General features: G+C 38.9%; 21 protein-coding genes. 7 read left to right on the forward strand and 14 right to left on the reverse strand.

Annotated features, from left to right (window positions below):
* The first annotated feature begins 212 nt into the window (after positions 1 to 212).
* Together GYX26_RS02100 and GYX26_RS02105 are read left to right on the forward strand one after the other, a co-directional pair.
* Positions 213 to 2,348: a hypothetical protein gene (locus tag GYX26_RS02100; RefSeq protein WP_174827857.1), complete on the forward strand. Its 2,136-nt coding sequence runs from the start codon at positions 213 to 215 to the stop codon at positions 2,346 to 2,348.
* A gap of 4 nt (positions 2,349 to 2,352) precedes the next feature.
* Complete coding sequence (locus GYX26_RS02105) at positions 2,353 to 3,387, forward strand: glycosyltransferase family A protein (RefSeq protein WP_174827858.1); 1,035 nt, start codon at positions 2,353 to 2,355, stop codon at positions 3,385 to 3,387.
* A gap of 117 nt (positions 3,388 to 3,504) precedes the next feature.
* Here the strand turns inward: GYX26_RS02105 and GYX26_RS02110 are convergent, their stop codons facing one another.
* Positions 3,505 to 4,554, reverse strand: a complete 1,050-nt coding sequence (locus tag GYX26_RS02110) for a hypothetical protein (RefSeq protein ID WP_174827859.1) — start codon at positions 4,552 to 4,554, stop codon at positions 3,505 to 3,507.
* A gap of 250 nt (positions 4,555 to 4,804) precedes the next feature.
* On the opposite strand from GYX26_RS02110, the gene rfbB reads away from it, so the two are divergent.
* From rfbB to GYX26_RS02135, 5 genes are all read left to right on the forward strand, one after another.
* The gene (rfbB, locus tag GYX26_RS02115) at positions 4,805 to 5,878 is read left to right on the forward strand and encodes a dTDP-glucose 4,6-dehydratase (protein ID WP_174827860.1); all 1,074 of its coding nucleotides are present in this window, start codon (positions 4,805 to 4,807) and stop codon (positions 5,876 to 5,878) included.
* 235 nt (positions 5,879 to 6,113) lie between these two features.
* Positions 6,114 to 6,995, forward strand: coding sequence for a glucose-1-phosphate thymidylyltransferase RfbA (gene rfbA, locus GYX26_RS02120; RefSeq protein WP_174827861.1), 882 nt, complete (start codon positions 6,114 to 6,116; stop codon positions 6,993 to 6,995).
* A 7-nt stretch (positions 6,996 to 7,002) separates the two neighbouring features.
* Complete coding sequence (gene rfbC, locus GYX26_RS02125) at positions 7,003 to 7,572, forward strand: dTDP-4-dehydrorhamnose 3,5-epimerase (RefSeq protein WP_174827862.1); 570 nt, start codon at positions 7,003 to 7,005, stop codon at positions 7,570 to 7,572.
* Positions 7,573 to 7,809: 237 nt separating this feature from the next.
* Complete coding sequence (gene rmuC, locus GYX26_RS02130; protein WP_174827863.1) at positions 7,810 to 9,429, forward strand: DNA recombination protein RmuC; 1,620 nt, start codon at positions 7,810 to 7,812, stop codon at positions 9,427 to 9,429.
* Positions 9,430 to 9,656: 227 nt separating this feature from the next.
* The gene (locus GYX26_RS02135) at positions 9,657 to 10,931 is read left to right on the forward strand and encodes an AmpG family muropeptide MFS transporter (RefSeq protein WP_174827864.1); all 1,275 of its coding nucleotides are present in this window, start codon (positions 9,657 to 9,659) and stop codon (positions 10,929 to 10,931) included.
* Between the two features lie 201 nt (positions 10,932 to 11,132).
* On the opposite strand, the gene GYX26_RS02140 is transcribed toward GYX26_RS02135, so the two are convergent.
* From GYX26_RS02140 to GYX26_RS02200, 13 genes are all read right to left on the reverse strand, one after another.
* Positions 11,133 to 11,768, reverse strand: a complete 636-nt coding sequence (locus GYX26_RS02140) for an MBL fold metallo-hydrolase (protein ID WP_174827865.1) — start codon at positions 11,766 to 11,768, stop codon at positions 11,133 to 11,135.
* A gap of 23 nt (positions 11,769 to 11,791) precedes the next feature.
* Complete coding sequence (locus tag GYX26_RS02145; RefSeq protein ID WP_174827866.1) at positions 11,792 to 12,598, reverse strand: sulfite exporter TauE/SafE family protein; 807 nt, start codon at positions 12,596 to 12,598, stop codon at positions 11,792 to 11,794.
* An 84-nt stretch (positions 12,599 to 12,682) separates the two neighbouring features.
* Entirely contained in the window at positions 12,683 to 14,257 is a 1,575-nt protein-coding gene (purH, locus tag GYX26_RS02150) for a bifunctional phosphoribosylaminoimidazolecarboxamide formyltransferase/IMP cyclohydrolase (RefSeq protein WP_174827867.1), read from the reverse strand.
* Between the two features lie 32 nt (positions 14,258 to 14,289).
* Positions 14,290 to 14,535 carry a helix-turn-helix domain-containing protein gene (locus tag GYX26_RS02155; protein WP_100091219.1) on the reverse strand — a complete coding sequence of 82 codons (246 nt, stop codon included), beginning with the start codon at positions 14,533 to 14,535 and terminating at the stop codon, positions 14,290 to 14,292.
* Between the two features lie 32 nt (positions 14,536 to 14,567).
* A complete protein-coding gene (gene dusB, locus GYX26_RS02160; RefSeq protein WP_174827868.1) occupies positions 14,568 to 15,572 on the reverse strand; it encodes a tRNA dihydrouridine synthase DusB in 1,005 nt (334 codons plus the stop codon).
* A 577-nt stretch (positions 15,573 to 16,149) separates the two neighbouring features.
* Positions 16,150 to 18,027 carry a 1-deoxy-D-xylulose-5-phosphate synthase gene (dxs, locus tag GYX26_RS02165; RefSeq protein ID WP_174827869.1) on the reverse strand — a complete coding sequence of 626 codons (1,878 nt, stop codon included), beginning with the start codon at positions 18,025 to 18,027 and terminating at the stop codon, positions 16,150 to 16,152.
* A 206-nt stretch (positions 18,028 to 18,233) separates the two neighbouring features.
* Positions 18,234 to 18,704: a 23S rRNA (pseudouridine(1915)-N(3))-methyltransferase RlmH gene (gene rlmH / locus GYX26_RS02170; RefSeq protein WP_100124004.1), complete on the reverse strand. Its 471-nt coding sequence runs from the start codon at positions 18,702 to 18,704 to the stop codon at positions 18,234 to 18,236.
* A 32-nt stretch (positions 18,705 to 18,736) separates the two neighbouring features.
* Positions 18,737 to 19,126: a ribosome silencing factor gene (gene rsfS / locus GYX26_RS02175; protein WP_100112997.1), complete on the reverse strand. Its 390-nt coding sequence runs from the start codon at positions 19,124 to 19,126 to the stop codon at positions 18,737 to 18,739.
* Between the two features lie 63 nt (positions 19,127 to 19,189).
* Positions 19,190 to 19,825 carry a nicotinate-nucleotide adenylyltransferase gene (gene nadD, locus GYX26_RS02180; RefSeq protein ID WP_174827870.1) on the reverse strand — a complete coding sequence of 212 codons (636 nt, stop codon included), beginning with the start codon at positions 19,823 to 19,825 and terminating at the stop codon, positions 19,190 to 19,192.
* Positions 19,822 to 20,385 (reverse strand): carbonic anhydrase, encoded by a 564-nt coding sequence (locus GYX26_RS02185; protein ID WP_174827871.1) that lies wholly within the window; start codon positions 20,383 to 20,385, stop codon positions 19,822 to 19,824. Before GYX26_RS02185 ends, nadD begins: the two co-directional genes overlap by 4 nt.
* Before the next feature lie 127 nt (positions 20,386 to 20,512).
* The gene (locus tag GYX26_RS02190; protein ID WP_174827872.1) at positions 20,513 to 21,826 is read right to left on the reverse strand and encodes an NCS2 family permease; all 1,314 of its coding nucleotides are present in this window, start codon (positions 21,824 to 21,826) and stop codon (positions 20,513 to 20,515) included.
* Positions 21,827 to 22,038: 212 nt separating this feature from the next.
* The gene (gene miaB, locus GYX26_RS02195) at positions 22,039 to 23,367 is read right to left on the reverse strand and encodes a tRNA (N6-isopentenyl adenosine(37)-C2)-methylthiotransferase MiaB (protein ID WP_100154991.1); all 1,329 of its coding nucleotides are present in this window, start codon (positions 23,365 to 23,367) and stop codon (positions 22,039 to 22,041) included.
* A 14-nt stretch (positions 23,368 to 23,381) separates the two neighbouring features.
* On the reverse strand, positions 23,382 to 23,768 hold the full coding sequence (locus GYX26_RS02200; RefSeq protein WP_100091206.1) for a hypothetical protein: 387 nt from the start codon (positions 23,766 to 23,768) through the stop codon (positions 23,382 to 23,384).
* Positions 23,769 to 24,043 lie beyond the last annotated feature (275 nt).

Consider the following 24,043-nt stretch of genomic DNA (forward strand, 5'->3'; position numbering starts at 1 on the left):
ATTATATTTAGAACCATAACCATAAGGAAAACTGTTTTTCTTAGTTCACTTATAAAATTTATAATTACATATTTTGTAATTACTTTCCCTGAACACAATAAATTATAAACTAGGTTACACTAACAATTAACATTATAACTATCGTACAATATAGAAACATTTTGGTATCACTATTCGCTTAGCAAATCAACTCTTATTGAATGACGACTATTATGAATTATACTAACGCAAATACTCTTTTACATTCTGTTTGTCAATACTATTATGAAAATAAATTAGCAATTGATCACCAATATATTTCTAAAATTTGTCATCAAGTAAAAGATTATTCAGTAATATCATTTGACATTTTCGATACCATACTAACCAGATTATTTGAATGTCCAATTGATGTATTCTCTTATGTAGAAAAATTACTTTATGAACAAAAAATATTTCTTGATAATTTCGCTATTAACCGTGTTAAAGCGGAAGAAGAGGCCAGAATTTGTGCATCGCAACAAGAATTTCGCGAAGAAATAACAGTTGACGATATTTATAATCAACTCGCAATTATTTATCCTTGCAAAGAAAAAGAACTGATTCAAGCACGAGAATTGGAGTTTACAGTTGAAATGCAATGTATTGTTCCATCTGTAGATAATCAGACTTTGATTCGTAAACTCAAAGAACTTGGAAAAAAAATTATTTTTGTTTCTGATATTTATCTTTCAAAAAAATTTATAGCAAAACTTTTGAAAGATAAAAACTTTACTGAATATGATGAATTATATGTTTCTGCTGAATTAATGCAAACCAAACATTCTGGTCGAATCTGGCAAACAGTTATAAAAAATAATCCTAATCAGAAAATATTGCATATTGGAGATAATATTCATGCAGATGTCATTCAACCAAAGAAATCCGGCATAGATACTTACCATTATACAAGATTATTGGGAGAGAGGCGTATTGGAGCCCAATTATCCACTAATTTAATACCTTTTTCATTAATGAGTAAAATGAATTATCTATATAGCAATATTAATATTGAAGAGAAAGATAAAGAAGTATCATTTTGGACAAATTTGGGTATAACCTTAGGAGGTATGCTATTACAGAGTTTCACTTCATGGTTAAGCGAAGAAATAATAAAAAATAAGATTGAACACATTTATTTTTGCGCAAGAGATGCTCAAATTATTTATAATATATGGAATATATTAAATTATGATAATAAATGTAATACTAAATCAAGTTATCTATACTTATCTAGAAAAGTTTTAAGATTACCCGTATGTCATATAGAATTAAATAATTACAATAAATTGTCAGAAAGCTCCTTATCCTTTCTTGTAAATGAATCAATCCGACACACTGATACCTATCGAACATATTTTAAAAGACTAAATATTGATTTAAATTATATTACAAAGACCAGTTTCAACAAAAAATTCGGAACATTAGATTCCGAAGTAAACTTCAATAAATTAAATGAACTAAAATCATTTCTCCAAAAAGAATTGCTTCCAGTATTGAAACCTTATTTTTATGAACACTATAAAAATACATTAGCTTATTGTCAACAGGAAGGCTTATTTGATTTATCAAAAAAAATTGCAATCGTTGATATAGGATGGGGTGGAACTATACAGATGGCAATAGAAGATTTACGTACTCATATGAATGTTCCAAACAAACTTTACGGATATTATTATGGTTTGTTAAATCAAAATGCTGTAGGTAAACTCTACAAAAGTGGTCCAATGAAATCTGCTTTTTTCAATATATTTTGGGGTCCTGAGGAACAATTTCTACATCTCAATTCCGTAGTTATTCTTGAAAATCTACATTCCGCAAATCATGAAACCACTATTGGTTTCACTAAAAATGGTGAAACCAACAGATATGAACCTATTTTTAAAGAAGATAAAAATCAGAATCATTTAAAGTACTTTAATAAGAAGATTATTAATTTTCAAAAAGGTATATTTCACAGTATTTCAAAATGGCAAAAAAATGAAAATGTTTATGGGATCACAAAAGAATGGATAAAATGTGAATATGCAACTGCGGCGATTGCCCAGATATGCATTTCACCAAACTCAAACGAACAACTATATTTAGGTAGCATTCGCCATTCTGCGTTATATGACCATTCTTATTTCAGCAGGTTAATTGAATTATCAATTCCTCAAAATCAACAGGCAGTTAGAAAATTAATACATCAAAGTGAATGGCCATGTGGGCTTTTATCTTATTGGAAACAGCATAAATCTGAATTTAAAAAAGGATTATATCAAACTATTCAAGAACACTTTAATTATAATTACTATCCTTCTTTAATTAAAACTTTCTTGATGAGATAAAAATATGGATAATAACCTAACTATTACTAATGACTTTTCAATTAACCAATTAGATGGCTATATGAATGATTCTGTCGGTATTATATTACGTACAAAAAAAAGGCCTGTTACATTAACTAGGGCTTTAGCAAGTATAATTCAACAATCTTATAAAAAATGGCACATATATCTTATAAATGATGGTGGAGAACAAGAATCTGTAGAAAAAATTGTTCAGTTAAATATAGCCGACTTGGCGAATAAAATTACGATTATTCATAATGAACATTGTTTAGGAATGGGGTCAGCATTAAATTGTGGGCTAAATATCGTTAAAGAAGATTTTCTAGCAATACACGACGATGATGATACTTGGCATCCCGAGTTTTTAGAACATACGGTATTTTGCTTAAAAAATAATCAAGATGCAGTAGCAGTAGTTGCTAATTGTACTATTGTAAATGAGGAAATCACGAATAATATAATCAAACAACTAAATACATATCCATGGTATAAGTGGCAAGATCAAATTGGAATAGCTAATCTAATACAGGACAATTTTATTTTACCAATAAGTTTATTAATCCGTATGACAGTAGTAAAAAAAATTGGTTTATTTAATGAAAATTTACCATTAATTTGTGATTGGGATTATAATTTAAGATTAATTAAATTTGGTGAAATTATCACACTCAATAAAACACTTGCTTACTATCATCAACGATTGACTGCCATAAATAATTATGGGAACGCAAAGATAATTAATCATAATAATTTTAATGAACAAAAAAATAGATTTTTTAATAGCATAATAAGAGATATAGTGGATAATGATATAAACCAAAAACTATTACAGGCAATCCTGCTTAGTAATGCGCAAAAAACAGATGTATTAATGAACAAACTTCAGCATTTGGATTATCGTATTGCAGAATTTGAGAATTCAAAAAAATTAAATGATATTTATCAAACGGTAACATATTTAAAAAGAAAATCTTTTCCTTTAAAACGGTTGGCTGCGCATTTAAGGAAAAGAATTAGAAAATGGCGAAATAAATAATAGCTTATTCTAATAAGGTGAGTAACGGTATTGTACTTTTACTCACTATAATATACAAAATTAGCAGAATATATTACATGTTGACAAATATAACTATTGCATAATATCATATTAATACTATAAAGGTAACTTGATCTTTTGATTTGGAGATAAATTTAATATGTTTTTTATCCAATTACCAAAACTATATTTTTTTACAATTTCGGGATTTATAATCTTCATTGGGCTAGCCAAGAAATCTGGAAGAGTTTTTGCTAAAGTTTCATTATCCCAAATAAGTATATTGGCTGGGTTATAAAAATCATAATTTCTAACTAAAGGATTATTAGTTATTAATTTTTTCTGAAAATATAAAGCTTCATATACTCTAAAGGATAATCCGTTATGCACTGGATTAATGATGTCTACAAGTATATCAGATTTATTTACATTACGTAGATTTTCATAAAATGAAACCTTATTCTCCATACCGAAAGTAATTAAATGATGTAGATTATATTGTTGAATCTTATTAATATCATTTGTTGGAATAATAAAATTTAATTTTATATTATTCTTGTATAGTTCCTTAATACAAGTATTTACTGCAGAAACACGTTCAAGAATATGTGAACCAACAAAATATGCTATTGTACCAGTATGTTTCACAGGTTCAGGTTTATACATATCAAAATAAAAATTAGTTATTCCTTTCAAAGGATAATTTTTAAAATCAATATTTTTTGTATCATTTGCATCAAATACAAAAAAATTGTCAAATAAATCAATCATAGGTATAACTTCAGGAAATCGATTCAAACCATCCCACTGATAGCCTACCATATTTTTACAAGTATAGCTTTTAATCAACTGCAAAAGACTCAAAGGATAAGTATCGGGCCGTATGATTAATGAATAATCATATTGTTTCATAGCTAAATATTTATCGGTTTTCTCCAGAAGCAATTTTTCTTTTAATTGGCTTTTATAAGATTTATCACGATAAAAAACTTTCCGAATAGCATGATGCACCCTATCCATGTTATTCTGATATTTAAATTGTTTGATATAATCAGGATTACTGTCAACAAAAGTTACGTCATAATCGTAGTATTCTAAATTTTTCTTTATTTCAGCTACAATATTATTATGCTTGGGCATTCCAAGAATAATACGTTTTTTACCCATTAGCAAGCCTCAGATACTTGAAATCAATTTTTCAATTATACTTTACTACAGCCATAGATATGAAAATATAACCATTTTTTATATTCTTATACTCAACTTCAATGCTTATTTTGCTGCAAACTTAAATATAAAAATCTATAATATACTATAATTTGTATTTTGTTTTTAGTTTAAAATTTATACAAGATATAAATTAACTATTTTATTAATAAATTGAAATTGATTTTATAATTATTGCGGAAGTAGCAGAATGAATATATTAATAACAGGTGGTGCCGGTTTTATAGGTTCAGCCCTTATTAGGTTTATTATCCAGCACACAGAACACCAAGTACTGAATCTTGATAAATTGACATATGCAGGTAATTTAGAATCACTATCAATCGTCATAAATAATCCACGTTACCATTTTTCTCAAACTGATATTACTGATCAAAATGCTTTATCAACTATATTTGACAATTTTCAACCAGATGCAGTAATGCACCTTGCAGCCGAAACTCATGTCGATAGATCAATCAGTGCGGCTGACGATTTTATTTATACTAATATTCTGGGTACATTCCAGCTATTGGAAGCATCACGTCTATATTGGCAGCGTGCTGCCAAGGATAAACATTCAACTTTTCGCTTTCATCATATATCAACAGATGAAGTGTTTGGTGATCTTAATGCTACCAGCAATTACTTTACAGAAAACACGCCTTATGCACCAAGTTCTCCTTATTCGGCCAGTAAAGCAAGCTCGGATCACCTTGTTCGTGCCTGGTATCGGACATATGGTCTTCCTATACTTATCACCAACTGTTCAAATAACTATGGCCCTTATCATTTTCCAGAGAAACTCATTCCACTTACCATCTTAAATGCGTTAGCCGGAAAACCCTTAACGGTATATGGCAATGGTAAACAAATTCGGGATTGGTTATATGTCGAAGATCATGTTCGTGCTCTTTATATGGTTTTAACTCGAGGTACAATTGGAGAAAGTTACAATATTGGTGGCCACAACGAACAAAAAAATATTGATGTTGTCGAAAGTATCTGTGCTTTACTTGAGGAGTTAGCTCCCATAAAACCCAATGGAATTAACAAATATAAAGATTTAATTACTTATATTAAAGACAGACCCGGCCATGATGTTCGCTACGCTATTGATGCGAGCAAAATTCAAAATGAGCTAGGTTGGATACCACAAGAAAGTTTTAATTCTGGTCTGGCTAAAACAGTTAGTTGGTATATAGAAAATCCACAATGGGTTAGAAATATCCAGACAGGCGAGTATCAAAACTGGCTCAGGAATCAGTATACCTGTTCACTATAGAATATAGATTTATGCCAATTAATTTAATTAAATCATATTATAATTTTTATATTTATTAATATTAATTATCAAATTATAGTAATGGTTTGGTTTCATTTGTTAATAAGTTGTAGTTTAAACTAATACATAAATTTTAATTTAATATAGAAATATTTTTAATAAGGTTATAATACTAACCGCCTACTTAACATTAAACAGTTTATAGAAATTAGAAAATTTAATTAGAAAGAAAATTATGAAACGTAAGGGTATTATTCTTGCGGGAGGTTCTGGTACTCGCCTCTATCCCATCACATTAGGTACTTCAAAACAATTATTGCCAGTTTATGATAAACCTATGATTTATTATCCTTTATCAATATTGATGATGGCAGGAATCAATGAAATACTGATTATCTCAACTCCAGAGGATTTGTCAAATTTTCAAAAATTATTCAATGATGGCAGTTCTATCGGTATAAAAATTAAGTACAAAATTCAGCCGTCCCCTGATGGATTAGCTCAGGCTTTTATTTTAGGTGAAGAATTTATCGGTGATGAGAGCGTTGCTTTGATTCTAGGTGACAATATATTCTACGGACAAAGTTTTGGTCAGCAATTACAAATTGCCTGTAATCAGACCGTTGGTGCTACCATATTTGGATACTATGTTAATGATCCCAACAGATTTGGTGTAGTTGAATTTGGCTCTGATGGTAAAGTATTATCGATTGAAGAAAAACCAGTTCAGCCAAAATCTAATTATGCAGTTACTGGCTTATATTTTTATGACAATCAGGTAGTTGAAATAGCAAAGCAAATCCGTCCTTCTGCAAGATCAGAACTTGAAATTACTGATATAAATAATTTTTATTTACGTCAACAGCAACTAAATATTCAATTATTGGGAAGAGGTTTTACTTGGTTAGACACTGGTACACATGATTCTCTAATTGATGCCAGCCAGTTTGTCCAAACTATAGAGAAGCGTCAGGGGTTAAAAATAGCATGTTTAGAAGAAATTGCTTTCAATAATGGTTGGATAACTGCTGAGCAATTGTATGAACGTGGTAAATTTCTGCACAAAACATGTTATGGACAATACTTATTGAAAGTATATAATGAATTTACCAAGTAAAGTAAATATGAATATCATTGATACGCCTATTAAAGACTTATTAATTTTTGAACCAGATGTTTTTGCAGATGATCGCGGCTGGTTTATGGAAAGCTTCAATCAAAACCAGTTTGAGCAGGCTTTGCAAGAGCGCGATCTGCCTTGTCCAATTTTTGTGCAGGACAATCACTCCCTATCGCACAAAGGTGTGATACGGGGCTTGCATTATCAAATCTCACCACATGAACAGGGTAAGCTGGTTCGTGTTGTTCAGGGGAGTGTTTGGGATGTAGCAGTTGATATACGCCCAGACTCCCCTACATTTGGCCAATGGTATGGAGTTGAACTTTCTGCAACCAATCTTCGACAATTCTGGATACCTGCAGGCTTTGCCCATGGTTTTATCGCCATGGAAAATAATACTCAGTTTTTATATAAAACAACTGATTTTTATTCCACAGAATGTGAGCGCAGTCTGCTCTGGAATGATCCTGAACTAGCTATTTCTTGGCCTATAAGCTCAGATATGGTAGTTAATCAGACAATTAAAGATGCTCAGGCTCCAAATTTCGCACATTTTAAAACGTACATCATATAGTTAGCCTCTTGGAACCACATTAAAAGTGTTATTGCTTGCACTCTTTTAGTATTAATCATAATATCAGTTAACTATTTATTTTTTTATAAATATTCAAATTAAAGTCTAAAGACAAATTTGCTGAGAAAGCTGATTTATTCAGATTGTTGAATCCCTATTTTTAAATAAGTTCCTGTAAAAATACGGCCATGATATTATTATTGCTCTCTTTGCATTAGTTTTTGGTATTATTTTATTATGACAGCTGTTACTTTAGGCATCTGGCTGATTTGGATTATTGCACTTATACTGGTTTCTGCTGTTGTCCATTTAATTTCACGCCAAAAATTATTGCAGGAACGTCAGGCTGGGCACGTGCGTCTATCGGAAGCAACAAATGAACTGGTTCGTATTCAAACAGAAGCAAATAATTTACAACAAATTAATCAGAATAATGAAACTGAACTGAGCCACTGCCGTCAGGAATTACAGCTTGTTCACAAGCGTTTGAGTGCTGCTGAGGCTGTTAATACCCAATTAATCAATGTTCAAGAAACATTACAACACGAGCGGCAGCAATATCGTTTAGCCTCGGAACAATATCAAGCTATTTCTACTAAACTGGCTGCAGCAGAACAACAGTTACAGGACTGGCTATTGCGAAGTGAGGAATGGCGCTTGCGTGAAGAAGAGTATACGCAGGTTCAGGCAGAATTAAATCATGCCCGTGTGGAAAATAGCCGTCTGGCGACGCAGCTTCAGCATGAACGTGAGGCATATGAAGAAAAACTGGCGCTTTTAAATGAGGCTCGTGCTAGTCTCAGTGATCAGTTTAAGTCGCTGGCTAATGATATTCTGGAAGAGAAGAGTAAACGCTTCAGTGAGCAGAATCAGGCCAGTCTTAGCCAATTGCTGAATCCTTTGCACGAACGCATGAAAGGGTTTAGTCAGTTGGTGCAAAATACCTATGAAAAAGAAGCTAAAGAGCGGACTACTCTGGAAACTGAGCTGAAACACTTGCAGCAGCTTAATGCACAATTACATAGTGATGCCAAAGCACTTACTGAAGCTCTGTCTGGTACCCAGAATAAGAATCAGGGTAATTGGGGCGAAATGATTCTGGAAAAGGTATTGGAAAATTCTGGTTTGCATAAGGGGCGTGAATATGTTTTACAGGCATCTTCCTCTGTTATTGATGAGTTTGGCCGCCAGCGCCGCTTGCAACCGGATGTGCTGGTAAATTTACCGGAAAATAAACAGATAGTTATTGATGCCAAAACCTCGCTTACAGCATATGTTCGCTATACTCAGGCCACTGATGCCAGTAGTGCTGATAAGGCACTGGCCGCGCATATTCAATCGGTACGCCAGCACATTAAAGAGCTTTCGGCCAAATGCTATGATGAAATAGATGGACTAAATACGCTGGATTTTGTGTTTATGTTTATTCCGGTTGAACCTGCCTATTTACTTGCCCTGCAACAGGATAATCAGCTATTTGATGACTGCTTTCAAAAGCGGATTATGCTGGTTGGCCCCAGTACTTTGCTGGCTACGCTTCGTACGATTGCTCATATCTGGCGTAGCGAACAACAAAATCAGAATGCTTTGACTATTGCCAAAGAAGGTGGCAAGTTGTATGACAAATTTGTTGGATTTGTAAATACTCTGGAAGGTGTAGGTAAAAATCTGGATCAGGCACAGGGACAATTTCAGAAAGCCATGGGCCAATTGGTAAGTGGCCGCGGGAATCTGGTGAGCAAGGCCAATAAATTGCGTCAATTGGGTGTGCAAAGCAGTAAAAATTTGCCTGAACACTATCAATGTCCGGAAGAGGACGAAGAAGAATTTCCTGTAGCCACTACAGATTCTCTCTGAAAAAGCTCTATGGATTTATGATTTAATTATCTGTTTTATATTAATGATTTAAATAGCACCTGCTATAAGCCAGAGTACACAGAGCTTTATGCTATTTCAAACTAGCGTACAATAGTTATTTATAACTATTCTGTTTTCTTTTTTAACAATTTGTGCCAATTGCATAAAAAATTGAGATTTATGCAGATTTTTCGGGCATGTGTGATTTGCTGTTGGATTATATCTGTATGAATCAGAACAATACTCAATTAACTGAATCTTTATGGCATAAAATTTTTAGCCGTCATATGCTGATTTGTGTGTTTACCGGTTTCAGTTCTGGTTTACCGTTATATTTTCTGATTAATCTGATTCCGGCATGGCTGCGTGATGAAGGTGTAGATTTAGCTACTATTGGTCTGTTTTCAATCGTTGGTTTACCTTTTACCTGGAAATTTTTATGGTCGCCACTGATGGATGCGGTTCATTTTCCATGGTTGGGAAGACGACGTGGCTGGATGTTTGTCACACAGGTTGCCCTATTGCTGACACTACTAGGCTATACGGAGCTTAATCCGCAGCAGAACAAAACTGCAATTATAATTCTGTCTCTGTTTGTGGCTTTTTTTGCCGCCAGTCAGGATATTGTGCTGGATGCTTTCCGGCGCGAAATATTACAGAACAATGAGTTAGGGTTGGGCAATGCGATTCATGTTAATGCCTATCGTATCGCTGCACTGGTACCTGGCTCTTTGGCGCTCATTCTGGCTGATATATATCCATGGTCAACGGTATTTGCTATTACAGCATTATTTATGCTGCCGGGTATGTTGATGACGCTCTTGCTGGCAAACGAACCAAAGTTGCCAGCAACGACACCTAAGTCTCTTGAGCAAACAGTTATTGAGCCTTTTAAAGAATTTTTTGTACGCAAGGGTGTTGAAAATGCCTTGCTGGTACTGTTTTTTATTTTCCTGTATAAACTTGGTGACAGTATGGCTACTGCGCTGGCTACGCCTTTTTATCTGGATATGGGCTTTAGTAAGAAAGATATTGGCCTGATTGCCAAAAATGCTGGTTTGTGGCCAACGATTATTGCTGGCATTCTGGGCGGTATCTGGATGATTAAACTAGGCATTAATCGTGCTTTATGGCTATTCGGATTGGTACAGGTTTTTTCTATTCTGGGTTTTGCCTGGCTGGCTAGTCTTGGGCCTTTTACGGTTATCGGCACAAAACAGCTGTTGATATTGGCTGCGGTTATTGGATTTGAAGCTATTGGTGTAGGCTTGGGTACGGCTGCTTTTGTGGCTTATATGGCGCGGGAAACTAATCCCACCTTTACGGCGACACAACTGGCACTGTTTACCAGTCTCGCTGCGGCACCAAGGACCTTGATTAACGCGACCACAGGCTATTTGATTAAATGGATGGGCTATGTGAGCTTTTTCTGGTTATGTTTTTTTCTGGCCTTACCGGGTATGCTGCTATTAGTGAAAGTTGCGCCATGGAATAAAGAGTAACCAATGTTTGAATATTTATTACCCGTGATTTAATGCGCAAGAAGCATTACCAGATATTTGCCTGCAATTGATATGCATTAACTAAATTGTTGATTTATATATAAATTACATTTATCAAGACACTATTATAAACATTCTCTATACTTCTGGTTATTTTCCGATATTTAAATTTGAGTATGATAAAAATAAGTAGTAGCCTGATTACCGCAAAAATGGATTGTGTTCTTTTTCATGACCAATAGTAGTCATGAATCCATGCCCCGGCAAAACCCGAGTATCATCGGGCAGAGTAAACAATTTACTCTGAATCCCACGGATTAAATCAGTATGATTCCCACCCGGGAGGTCAGTACGGCCAATAGATTCCCGAAATAAAACATCACCAGCAATTAGCAGGCTATTGGCCTGGCTGTAAAATACGACATGGCCGGGTGTATGCCCAGGTATGTGATAGACAACAAATGTATGTTCACCAACAGTTAATTTATCACCATCCTGTAACCAACGGGTAGGCGTAAACGGCTGACTAATAGGAAAACCATAATTAGCAGTAACTTCTGGCAATGCCTGCAACCAGTAATCGTCTGCCTGATGTGGCCCCAATACTGGAACAGTGTGCTGGGCAATTAAATCTGCTACGCCACTAGCATGGTCAAGGTGGCCATGTGTTAACCAGATTGCCTGTAGTTTAAGCTGATGCTTGTCTACTGCGCTTAGTAAACGTTCAGCCTCGCCACCAACATCTGTTAATACTGCGTCGCAGCTAACATCATCCCATAGTAACGCCGCATTCTGTTGAAACGGTGTCACGGGTATAACTTGCATTTGTAAAGCCATTTTTCCTTTACCTCGCTACCCATCTATAATAACAGAGCCTTGCTTAAAAAATACATGCTCATAAACAATAATAAACAGGCAAAACATTTTTTCAATATAGCTGGTGAAAGCCGATGTGCTATTTTTGCTCCCTGTCTAGCCGTGATAAAGCTCATTATACTGATGCCAATAAAAGCATAAATATGGACATAGCCAATGGTATGGGCTATATGAATTTGCTCATGCACACCAAAAAACATAAAGCCTAAAGCACCTGCAACTGCAATTGGCAAGCCACAGGCAGCAGAGGTACCGACAGCCTGTTGCATGGCCAGCCCGCTGCGATTCAGATAGGGCACGGTTAAGCTGCCGCCACCAATGCCAAATAAGGCGGAGGCTATGCCGATAACAGCGCCAGCAAACCAATGCCAGTTTGGATTAATTGATTGTCTATGCTGCACACTGATTTTTATCTGAGCACTTCGAAACATGTTGATACCAACAAACAGGGTAAAAATACCAATAACCAGTTGTAGCTTCTGACCAGATAAAGCATCAGCAATGGCTGCACCTCCGAATGAACCCAGTATGAGCCCGGGAGTTAACCGCCCTAGTACCAGCCACAGTACTGCATGGTTTTTATTGTGGGCCAGCATGGAACTGATGGAAGTAACCATGATGGTAGCCAGTGATGTTCCCAGAGCCAGATGCATGCTTACAGCCTCGCCATAGCCAGCATGCATAAAAACGATATACAAAACAGGTACGACAATCAATCCACCGCCAACCCCAAACAGGCCGGCGGCAAAGCCTGCTACAGCACCTATTAATAAATAAGTAAGCAGTTCCATAGGCAAGTTGATTAAACAGTAATGCTGTTATCTGCTAATGATTAAGCTGAAATTGCATTATTTCTGCAAGATAATAGCCTGATATTAATGGCGGAAGTGACGTACTCCGGTTACTACCATGGCAATACCATGTTCATTAGCAGCAGCAATTACTTCTTCATCCCGTACTGAACCACCAGGCTGGATAATGGCCTTAATACCTTGCTGAGCAATCACATCCACCCCATCTCTAAACGGGAAAAATGCATCTGAAGCAGCGCAGGCACCAGCAAGTTCAAAGCCTGCATCCTGTGCTTTACGCGCAGCAATCCGCGTTGAATCTACCCGACTCATTTGTCCGGCACCTATACCGTAGGTTTGCCCACCCTTACCAAACACAATTGCATTGGATTTCACGTATTTGGCTACTTTCCATACGAATAGTAAATCCTGTATTTCCTGTTCAGTGGGTGTACGCGTTGTTACAACCTGTAATTGATTCGCTTCTATTTGATGATTGTCTGGGGTCTGTACCAGCAAACCGCCGCCAACACGTTTTAGTTCAAACTGATTTGCTCCGGCAGATAAGGGAATTTCCAGTACACGCACATTCTTTTTAGCAGCTATGATGGCTTTTGCTTCGGTAGTGAATCCGGGAGCCATTAATACTTCAAGAAACTGGCCGGTAACGGCTTCTACTGTTGCTGCATCTACTTCGCGGTTAAAAGCAATGATGCCGCCAAAAGCACTGGTTGTATCTGTGGCAAAGGCCAGTCGGTATGCAGTTAAGGTATCGGCAGCCACTGCAACTCCACATGGATTAGCATGCTTAACGATAACACAGGCAGGCTGGGTAAAAGATTTAACTGCTTCCCATGCGGCATCGGCGTCAGCAATATTGTTATATGACAGCTCTTTTCCTTGTAATTGCCGATAATTGGCCAAACTACCAGCAGCCGGCTGCGAATCACGATAAAAAGCAGCTTGCTGATGCGGATTTTCGCCATAACGTAAATCCTGTACTTTTAGCCAGCTTTGATTATATTGCTGTGGGAAAGTATGTAAATCCGGTTTTCCAGCCAAACTTTTATCGTCAACCCGAGTCAGATAATTAGCAATCATGCCATCGTATTGAGCGGTGTGTGCAAAAGCTTTTCGGGCCAGGCTGAAACGGGTCTGCGCTGACAGGCAGCTCTGCTGCTGCAATTCGGTAATAATTGCTGCATAATCATTACAATCTGTAACAATGGCCACATCTCGCCAGTTTTTAGCAGCTGAACGCACCATTGTCGGACCACCAATATCAATATTTTCGATAGCTTCTTCCAGTGTACAGCCCGGTTTCGCCACTGTTGCAGCAAACGGATATAGATTTACACATACAAGGTCTATGGCACCGATATCATGCGCTGCCATTTGTGCTTTGTGCTCAGGGCAATCGCGCCGCCCCAGAATACCACCATGGATTTTGGGATGTAATGTCTTTACCCGTCCATCTAGCATTTCTGGAAAGCCGGTATAATCTGCAACTTCAGTCACTGCAATACCCGCGTCGGCCAATAAACTGGCTGTCCCCCCTGTTGAGAGTAATTCGACGCCCAGTTGCGTTAGCTGGTGTGCAAAATCAATCACACCGGTTTTGTCTGACACACTTAACAGTGCCCGTTTGATTACAGCCATGACGTCTCCCTTAAAATACAAAAATTTCTGATTCAATCCAGCAAATTATATTGCGTTAATTTTTTACGTAGTGTATTGCGGTTCAACCCGAGAATCTGCGCAGCACGAGTCTGATTATGCTCACAAACCTCCATTACACAACGCAATAGCGGTAATTCCATCTGCTGCAACACCATATCATAGACTGCACAAGGTGTTTCACCATCCAGATCCGCAAAATATTGCCGTACATTTGCCTCTATACATTGAGCGATACTAACTTTAGGTGCTTCACTCATTTACATTTTCCTTATATAACAGGACAAACTGCTTACTGTTCCCTATAGGCACACGGCCACGCAGCTAATTGTGCTACCTGCCTGTCTAAAAAGTCATTAACCAGCTGCAACTGCATTTGCGCATCATCTACTGTATTAACCTGTCTGCGAAAATGCTCCCCTTCCGGCAATGCAGTTACATACCAGCCAATATGCTTACGGGCAATACGTACACCCATAATCTTGCCATAAAAATCATGCATGGCAGCTACATGACGTACGATAACCTGTGCATGCTCTGCTACGCTCAGCGAAGGTGGCAAACAACCATACTTATGGTAATGGACAAGGTCGCGAAACAGCCATGGTTGCCCCTGAGCTGCGCGTCCAATCATCACACCATCCGCACCAGTTTCCTGCCATACTCTTAATGCTTTTTGCGGACTGGTAATATCTCCATTAACCCACAATGGCAGGTTTACCTGCTGTCGTACCTGTGTAATTAGCTCATAACGGGCCTCTCCACGATACATTTGTGTACGTGTACGGCCATGTACAGCAAGAGCAGTAATTCCTGCCTGTTCTGCCATATTCGCAATAGTCAAAATATTGCGATGCTCATCATCCCAGCCCAGACGAGTTTTCAGAGTTACCGGTACATCAACAGCATCCACAACTGCCTGCAAAATTGCCTCAACCAGCGATTCATTTTGTAATAAGGCACTACCTGCCAGCACATTACAAACTTTTTTTGCCGGACAGCCCATATTGATATCAATAACTTCTGCACCACGGGCTACATTATAGCGTGCCGCATCTGCCAGCTGCTGCGGGTCACTACCGGCAATCTGTACCACCCTGATACCGTTTTCATCCTCATAATTAGCGCGCTGTAGAGTCTTGCGTGTTTGCTGTAGACTCGGATCACTGGTAATCATTTCACTCACTGCCCAGCCTGCACCAAATTCACGACATAGCTGGCGAAATGGCTTATCAGTTATGCCCGCCATTGGCGCTAGCGCAAAAGGAGCAGTAAGCTGATAACAACCAATTTGCATAATGAGTAAATCAAATGAAAAAATAATATTCGGATATGAATTATTGTACAATTTTTAGGCAGCCACTCCAAATACAAATACCATTATTTAACTAAAATATTGATTAAATTAATAAATAATTTCAGCAGAATTGGATGGTATCAGTCATACGATTGCACAACATGAGAATAGTATTGCGGAGCATAATGAATTGGTATCAGACCAGAACCACAAGGCTGAATAAACACCTTAAATAATTGGCAAGCCGCTAACAACTAGCTGTGATCCTTACTTATGGAATTTGCCAATTACCTGTAGGTACACGATTTAATATATTAGAATAGATGATTTATAAGCAAAAATTTATTGGAAGATATAATAAGCAACATATTGAGCGCAAACTAGCAAATTTATATAGCTCTTTATATTCATAATTAAATTAATAAATATAATAATTTCTTAAAGAACACATTAGTTATTCTGTAAGCTTCAGCTGATCTAAGCCTTGCCACTCTCTGCAATTTCGTTAAGGATAAATGATATCGTTTCATCAACACATGAAACGATATCATGCTGCCTGTATTGATTCGGCTGAATGCTACGCCATCCATTGAAGAATTTGTTGCTGAATTTTGTCAGCACTTAATCCTACTTGATTGAGTAGTTGTGCTGTATCACCATGTTCAGTAAATATATCAGGTATCCCCAGCGTCAATACCGGTTTGTTCTGATTATGCTGGGCCAGTAATTCAAGAACAGCGCTTCCTGCACCGCCAATCTTACTGTTTTCTTCCAGCGTAACCAAATAATCATGTTTTGCAGCCAGCTGTAGTAGCAGCTCCGTATCCAGTGGCTTAACGAAGCGCATGTCTGCTACTGTAGCATCAATTGCATCACCCACAGTAAGGGCGGGTTGCACCATACTGCCAAATGCGATTAAAGCAATTTTACTTCCCTGACGGCGTAGTATTCCTTTGCCAATCGCTACCGTAGCCAAATCAACTCCTGCATCAATACCCGTACCTGTACCACGAGGATAACGTACGGCAGCAGGCTGATTAAGCTGATAGCAGCTTGATAGCAACAAACGGCATTCACGCTCATCACTGGGCACTGCAATGACCAGATTAGGCACACAGCGCAGATAGCTCAAATCATAAACACCAGCATGTGTTGGGCCATCTGCCCCAACAATTCCGCCGCGATCAATTGCAAACAAAACCGGCAAATTTTGTAATGCCACATCGTGAATCAGCTGATCATAAGCCCGTTGCAGGAAAGTTGAGTAAATCGCTACCACCGGTTTCATCTGTTCACAAGCCAATCCAGCAGCAAAAGTCACGGCATGCTGCTCAGCAATACCGACATCAAAATAACGTTCTGGATATCGCTGGGCAAATTCTACCAGACCACTACCCTCACGCATGGCTGGCGTAATCGCCAGCAAATTTTGATCGACTGCTGCCTGATCTATTATCCATTGGCCGAAAATTTGTGTATACGTAGGTTTAGTCGCCGCCCCTGACACATGCAAGCCCTGCTGCGGATCAAACGCACTGACAGCATGAAAACTGACTGGGTCATTTTCCGCCAGTTTATAACCATGACCTTTTTTAGTAATGATATGCAACAATTGCGGCCCTTTACGGTTACGCATTTCCTGAAGCACATCTACTAGTTGAATGACATCATGCCCATCAATCGGCCCTGAATAAGTAAAACCGAAATTATCGAATAATGACAGCGTTTCAGAACTGGTACTCTCTTCAATCAAACCTTTGATTTTATTTTCAACCCGCTGCGCTACATCCAGCGCACCCGGTACTAAACCTAATACCTTTTCTGATTTATGCTTGATTGATTTCACCAATCCCTTAACATCATGCAAAGGATTTTTTGCCAGATACTTGGGCAAAGCGCCAACATTTGGTGAAATGGACATCTCATTGTCATTAAGAATAACCAGCAAATCAATATCCATATCACCGGCATTATTTAATGCTTCAAATGCCTGCCCCGCCGTCATCGCACCGTCACCAATAATAGCAACACTGCGGTTGGTTTTATGCTGTAATTTATCGGCTACCGCCATACCCAGCGCCGCACCAATCGAGGTGGACGAATGACCAACACCAAACACATCGTATTCCGACTCGCTGCGCTTGGGAAAACCGGCCAAACCACCATATTGCCGCATAGTAGCCATACGTCTTTTACGTCCAGTCAGGATTTTGTGCGGATAACTCTGATGCCCCACATCCCAGATCAGATGATCTTGCGGAGTCTGATATACATAGTGCAAGGCAACTGTTAGCTCAACTGCACCCAGATTACTGGCAAAGTGTCCTCCCGTTTTGCTTACTGATTCCAGTAAATAAGCGCGTAACTCATTTGCCAGCTGGGGTAACTGGCTCTTTTGCAAACGGCGCACATCCTGTGGTAGATCAATGGTATCAAGCAGAGAGGTAGGATTCATAATCAGACTTTACTTGTTATTAATGCAAGATAACAGGCCATATATACCTGCCAAACTAAGTGCACGGTAATTATATACTACAATACCCCCTGCACGGGGGTATTCATTCTATGTCAAGAAATTATTTCTATCGTGATTAATTAAAATAAGCTGTATACATCAAGGCTGTTAAGACATGCATTCAAGTTATCTGGTTTTCATCAGGATTACTCACGATGATACGGATGATTATGTAAAATCGACTGGGCCCGATAAAGCTGTTCAGTCAACAGTACGCGCACCATGCCATGTGGTAAAGTCAGGCTGGAAAGGCGCACTAACAGATTTGCCCGCTGTTTTAAACTCGCAGTCATCCCATCAGCACCACCAATAACAAAACACAGATTATCCCCCTGCTGCTGCCATTTTTTTAACCAGTCCGCCAGTTCCATGGACGTTGGTGCTTTCCCACGTTCATCCAGTACAATCAGATAACTATGTGGTGGAATTGCCGCAACAATGCGTTCCTCTTCAGCTGCCATTGCCTGTGCCGCATTAACACCCGCACCGCGTTTTTCCGGTTTGATTTCCCTGAGCTGAAACTGAATCTCACGGCCAAACCTCTTACTATAATCGGCCACCGCATAATCCACCCATTGCGGCATTTTCGTTCCCACCGCCAGCACTGTAATATTCATTCAATTCCAATAAATGTAGCATCCAGCAAACATCAATCTACTGCTTGCCATGGTTTAGCCGCACCTGCATGAAAAGAAGGCTTTTCTCCGCCCCATAAAGCTTCAATATCATAATAGTCACGCACCGCAGGCTGCATCACATGTACAACCAGATCACCAGCATCAACCAGTGCCCATTCACCACTATCAAGGCCTTCCGTGCTAATGATTTCGTAACCAGCCTCTTTTAAATCTACAGCAACATTATTTGCCAGCGCCTTTACCTGACGCGTACTGTCACCACTGGCAATAATCATCCGGGAAAACAGCGAAGTTTGTGCCGATGTATCCAGTACAATAATGTCCTTACCTTTAACATCTTCAAGTGCATTAACGCTAATGGCTACCATATTGTCCCATTGAGCGATAAGATTTTCATCCATACAGTAAATATCCTATTGAGTTGAAAGCATTTCCTGCTCAGAAACACCTTATAAATATGCAAATTATGCCTGATAAAGGTGTTCGCGGTCGATATATTCCGCCACACCAGCCGGAACGTCATCATGATTGCCCATCGACCATTGCACACGAATATCAGTCGAACTTACCGGTAAAAAAGACGCCTGCAATAACACCGCGCGTCCGCCATCATTACCGTCCGGTGTAGTCAGATTTTTGGCTAATGCATCAGGCAACCATTGCTGTAATACCACCGGCAAAGCAGCTAAGCCCTGCCCGCCACGTTGAGCAATAGCCAGATTAACACTTTGCAATAAAGCCCGATAACGATGCCAGTCTGGCAGTTGTAACAATGAATCCATTCCCAGTAACCACCATAACTGTGCCTGCGTAAATACCTGACGAAACAGAGATACAGTATCAATCGTATAAGTGGGTCCATTGCGTGCCACATCACAGTCAGACACACTAAAGCGTTCATCTACGACAATCGTCTGCTCCACCATAGCCAGACGTTGTGCAGCTGTAGTACGAGTAGCAACCTGTTTATGGTATGGATCACCTGCTGGAATAAAAATAACACTATCCAACTTTAATTCATCAGCAAAAGCCTGCGCGATATGAATATGGCCATTGTGTGGCGGATCAAAAGTACCACCAAATAAACCGATACGTTTCATATTTTATTTCCATTAACCACAATATTCAGCTTACCGGTAATGGGGTGAATGACCAGACCATGTACTTTAATCTCACTGGGCATCAGTGGGTGTTTTCGTATCATATTAACCGAATGCATAATCGCATCTTCCACACTATCAAAATCGGTGAGCCACTTATGAAAATCTACACCTGCATTCTCCAGAATTTCAAGACGCTCATCACTGACCCCCCGGGCACGCATTCGATCAAGCATATCGGGAACATGCAACTCCTGCATACCACAATCATAATGCCCGATCACCATAATTTCATATACATGCATCTCATATACAGCCACCAACAATGAGCGCATCACTGAACCCCACGGATGAGTAACCAAAGCACCCGCATTACGAATCACCTTGGCATCTCCATTTTTCAGCCCCAGAGCACGCGGTAACAAATCCAGAATTCGTGCATCCATACAGGAAACAATGGCCAGATTCTTTTCTGGATACTTGTCCGTAAAAAACTGCTCATACTCTTCAGCATCAACAAATTTCTGATTAAAGTCCATAATCTCATCAATTAAAGACATAATTTCTCCCTTTTCATTTATATAATAGTTGCACTCGGCTCAAAATATTGGCACATCAGCCCCCAGAATATATAGCTCTAAAGTATTCAGGCAGCCGCAACGGCTGCCTGTTACAAACCGGATTATCTTACGCCCCTAGCCAGAGCAATTTAAATGCCCACAATATAGCAATAATCCACACCATGTAAGATACTTCTTTAACCTTACCACAGAACAATTTAATCAGTGCGTAACTAATGAAGCCCATCGCAATACCATCTGCAATAGAATAGGCAAAAGGCATAAAAATCAGAGTAAAGAATGCTGGCGCAGCCTCAGTAACATCTTTCCAGTCAATTTCCGTCATACTACGCATCATCAGCACCCCTACATATAGCAATGCAGGAGCAGTAGCATACTCTGGAACACTAGCCGCCAGCTTAGAAAACCATAAACTTACCAGCATCAAAATGCCAACTACTACTGCTGTCAAACCTGTGCGGCCACCGACAGCAGCTCCAGCTGCTGATTCCACATAGGCAGTTGTAGAAGAAGTACCGAGGCCGGCACCGACCACAATTGCCGTCGAGTCAGCCAGCAACGCTTTTTTTACTCGTGGCAGCTTACCATCTACCAGCAAACCTGCACGACCCGAAACACCAATCAGAACACCGGTACTGTCAAACAAATCCACAAAGAAAAATACAAAAATAACACTAACCAGACTCATGGTAAATAAATCATGAAAGTCTAGCTGTAAAAAAGTCGGAGCTAACGAAGGAACTGGAGCGAATACACCCTGAAACTGATTGATTCCCAGCACCGAGGCAATAGCAGTAATTACCAAAATCCCAATAATAATCCCGCCACGCACCCGAAAATGTTCCAGTGCAACAATCAGACAGAAACCAACAATTGTCAAAAGCACCTTAGGAGAATGGATATCGCCCAAACTAACCAGTGTAGCTGGATTGGATACCACGACACCAGCACTTTTTAGAGCCACCAAGGCCAGAAACAAACCAATGCCGCCGCCAATAGAATATTTGAGAGAATTCGGTAGCGAATTAACAATCGCCTCGCGCACTTTAAACAGGCTCAGAATAATAAAAATGATACCGGAAACACAAACCGCTCCCAATGCCACCTGCCATGGAATACCCATCCCTTTTACCACAGCATAAGTGAAATAAGCATTCAATCCCATTCCGGGTGCCAGAGCAATCGGATAGTTTGCTATCAGCCCCATCATCATGCAAGCAAAGGCAGAAGAAATACAGGTAGCCACAAAAACCGCACCGAAATCCATACCCGCTTCTTCGAGAATAGTGGGATTAACCACCAAAATATAACTCATTGCCAAAAAAGTGGTCAGGCCGGCTAACACCTCAGTGCGCACACTGCTGCCACTTTCTTTAATTTTAAAAAAACGATCCAAAAAAGAAGTACCCGCTGGGCTCATGCCAATTCCTTTTAATACCGAAAAAAGGCCAGATAAAACCGGCTACCGTAAACAATCTTTACCGGTAACCGAATAATAAAAAACTCAAATAAATCTTGCATCATAATCCGACAACATGCACAGCCTTTATATCTGTATTAATACGTACATGTACCTGTATCCACACAAATGGATTAATACGGCGTTTTCCCTCTATTTTGCAAATTGATAACTTACTCGGCTAAAACCATTTTCCCACGCAAAGAAAATGTATGCGCTTCGGTGATTTCCAGCTCCACCATTTGATTGATTAAACGAGGATGTCCCGTAAAATTAACTACCCGATTATTTGCCGTACGCGCCTGTAGCTGATCTGGGTCTTTTTTCGATACACCCTCTACTAGACAACGTTGTACACTACCAAGCATAGACTGATTAATTCGTGCTGTTTCAGCCTCAATCACCATATTCAATGCTTCCAAGCGGCGTACTTTTTCAGCATGTGGTGTATCATCCGGCAAATTTGCTGCCGGCGTACCTGGACGCGGGCTATAAATAAATACAAAGCTCAAATCAAAAGCCAAGTCCTGTACCAGTTTCAGAGTTTGCTCAAACTCACGTTCAGTTTCCCCTGGAAAACCAACAATAAAGTCTGAGCTTAAACATAAATCCGGTCGGATAGCGCGTAATTTACGAATAATATGTTTATACTCCAATGCTGTATAGCCACGCTTCATCGCCGTTAGCACACGATCCGAACCAGACTGCACTGGCAAATGCAAATGCGATACCAGCTTTGGTAAATCGCGATAGCATTCAATAATGGCATCGGAAAATTCACGTGGATGGCTAGTGGTAAAGCGTATGCGCTCAATACCGGGTATCTCGTGAACTATGCGTAACAAAGTAGCAAAATCGCAGATTTCACCGTCACCCATATCACCGCGATAAGCATTCACATTTTGCCCAAGAAGATTAATTTCCTTAACCCCCTGTTGCGCTAAACCAGCTATTTCAGTTAATACATCTTCCAGCGGACGTGAAAACTCTTCCCCACGGGTATAAGGTACAACACAAAAACTGCAATACTTGGAGCAGCCTTCCATAATGGATACAAACGCTGCACCACCTTCAACCCGTGCGGGTGGCAGATGATCAAACTTTTCAATTTCCGGAAAAGAGATATCTACTTGTGACAGGCCACTGGTTTCCTTATCCAGAATCATCTGTGGCAAACGATGTAGAGTCTGTGGACCAAACACCACATCTACATAAGGCGCCCGCTGAATAATGGCTTCACCTTCCTGTGAAGCAACACAACCACCAACCCCGATAATCAAATCCGGATTTTTAGCTTTTAATGGCCTGATGCGTCCCAAATCCGAAAATACTTTTTCCTGAGCTTTTTCCCGTACTGAGCAGGTATTAAAAAGAATAATATCTGCATCTTCAGCTCTGTCAGTACGTTCTAGTGGTTGTCCTTCAGCAAGTACAGACAGCATTTTGTCACTGTCATACTCATTCATCTGACAACCAAAGGTTCGTATAAATACTTTTTTCATAACACCTAACAATATTAATCAACCTGAGGATTATTCGGACGAACTAATGCTTTCTGCTCCTCATCCGTCAATACCCAAATCTCTTGAATCTGATTTGCTCTGTCAAACCGTACGGCTATCGGTGCATTCTTAAACCTATACAAATTATTATAGGTTACAAAACGATTATTAGTATCATGCACCCGTACTGCCCTGCTTAACTGAAATGTTTTATTACCATTCACCAAACCCAGACTCAAAGTACGTAACCAGGCCTTTTTTGCCGTTCCCAACACCACCTGCTGTCCTTTAGCATTCTTCAATACAGCAATATGAACATCGCTAGGTAAAACACGGCCAGCCCATGCAAATGAGGAAGTCAGGAAAATCAAACAGTATAGAGCCAAACGCAAGTACTTCATGGTTTCTCCTTTAATAACAATGGTCAAGTTACAGACAATAATTATACGCAGAAGACAAATTACAAGCAGCTTTCAAAATGAAAAATAGTCTTTTTAAAATCTAAGTAATTGGATAGTAAACACAATTGTATTAATGCAAACAAGAAAATATCTTACTAAAATTCGAGAAATACTATTAACTTAGAAATATGGTTAAACTTAAACAAGGAAATCTGCCAGTTCCCAATATCTATACAATTCCCAGCTAAAGTCAGTATTTTAAATATTTGCTACAT

This window comes from Snodgrassella sp. ESL0253, assembly GCF_013344965.1.
Lineage (GTDB): Bacteria > Pseudomonadota > Gammaproteobacteria > Burkholderiales > Neisseriaceae > Snodgrassella > Snodgrassella alvi_B.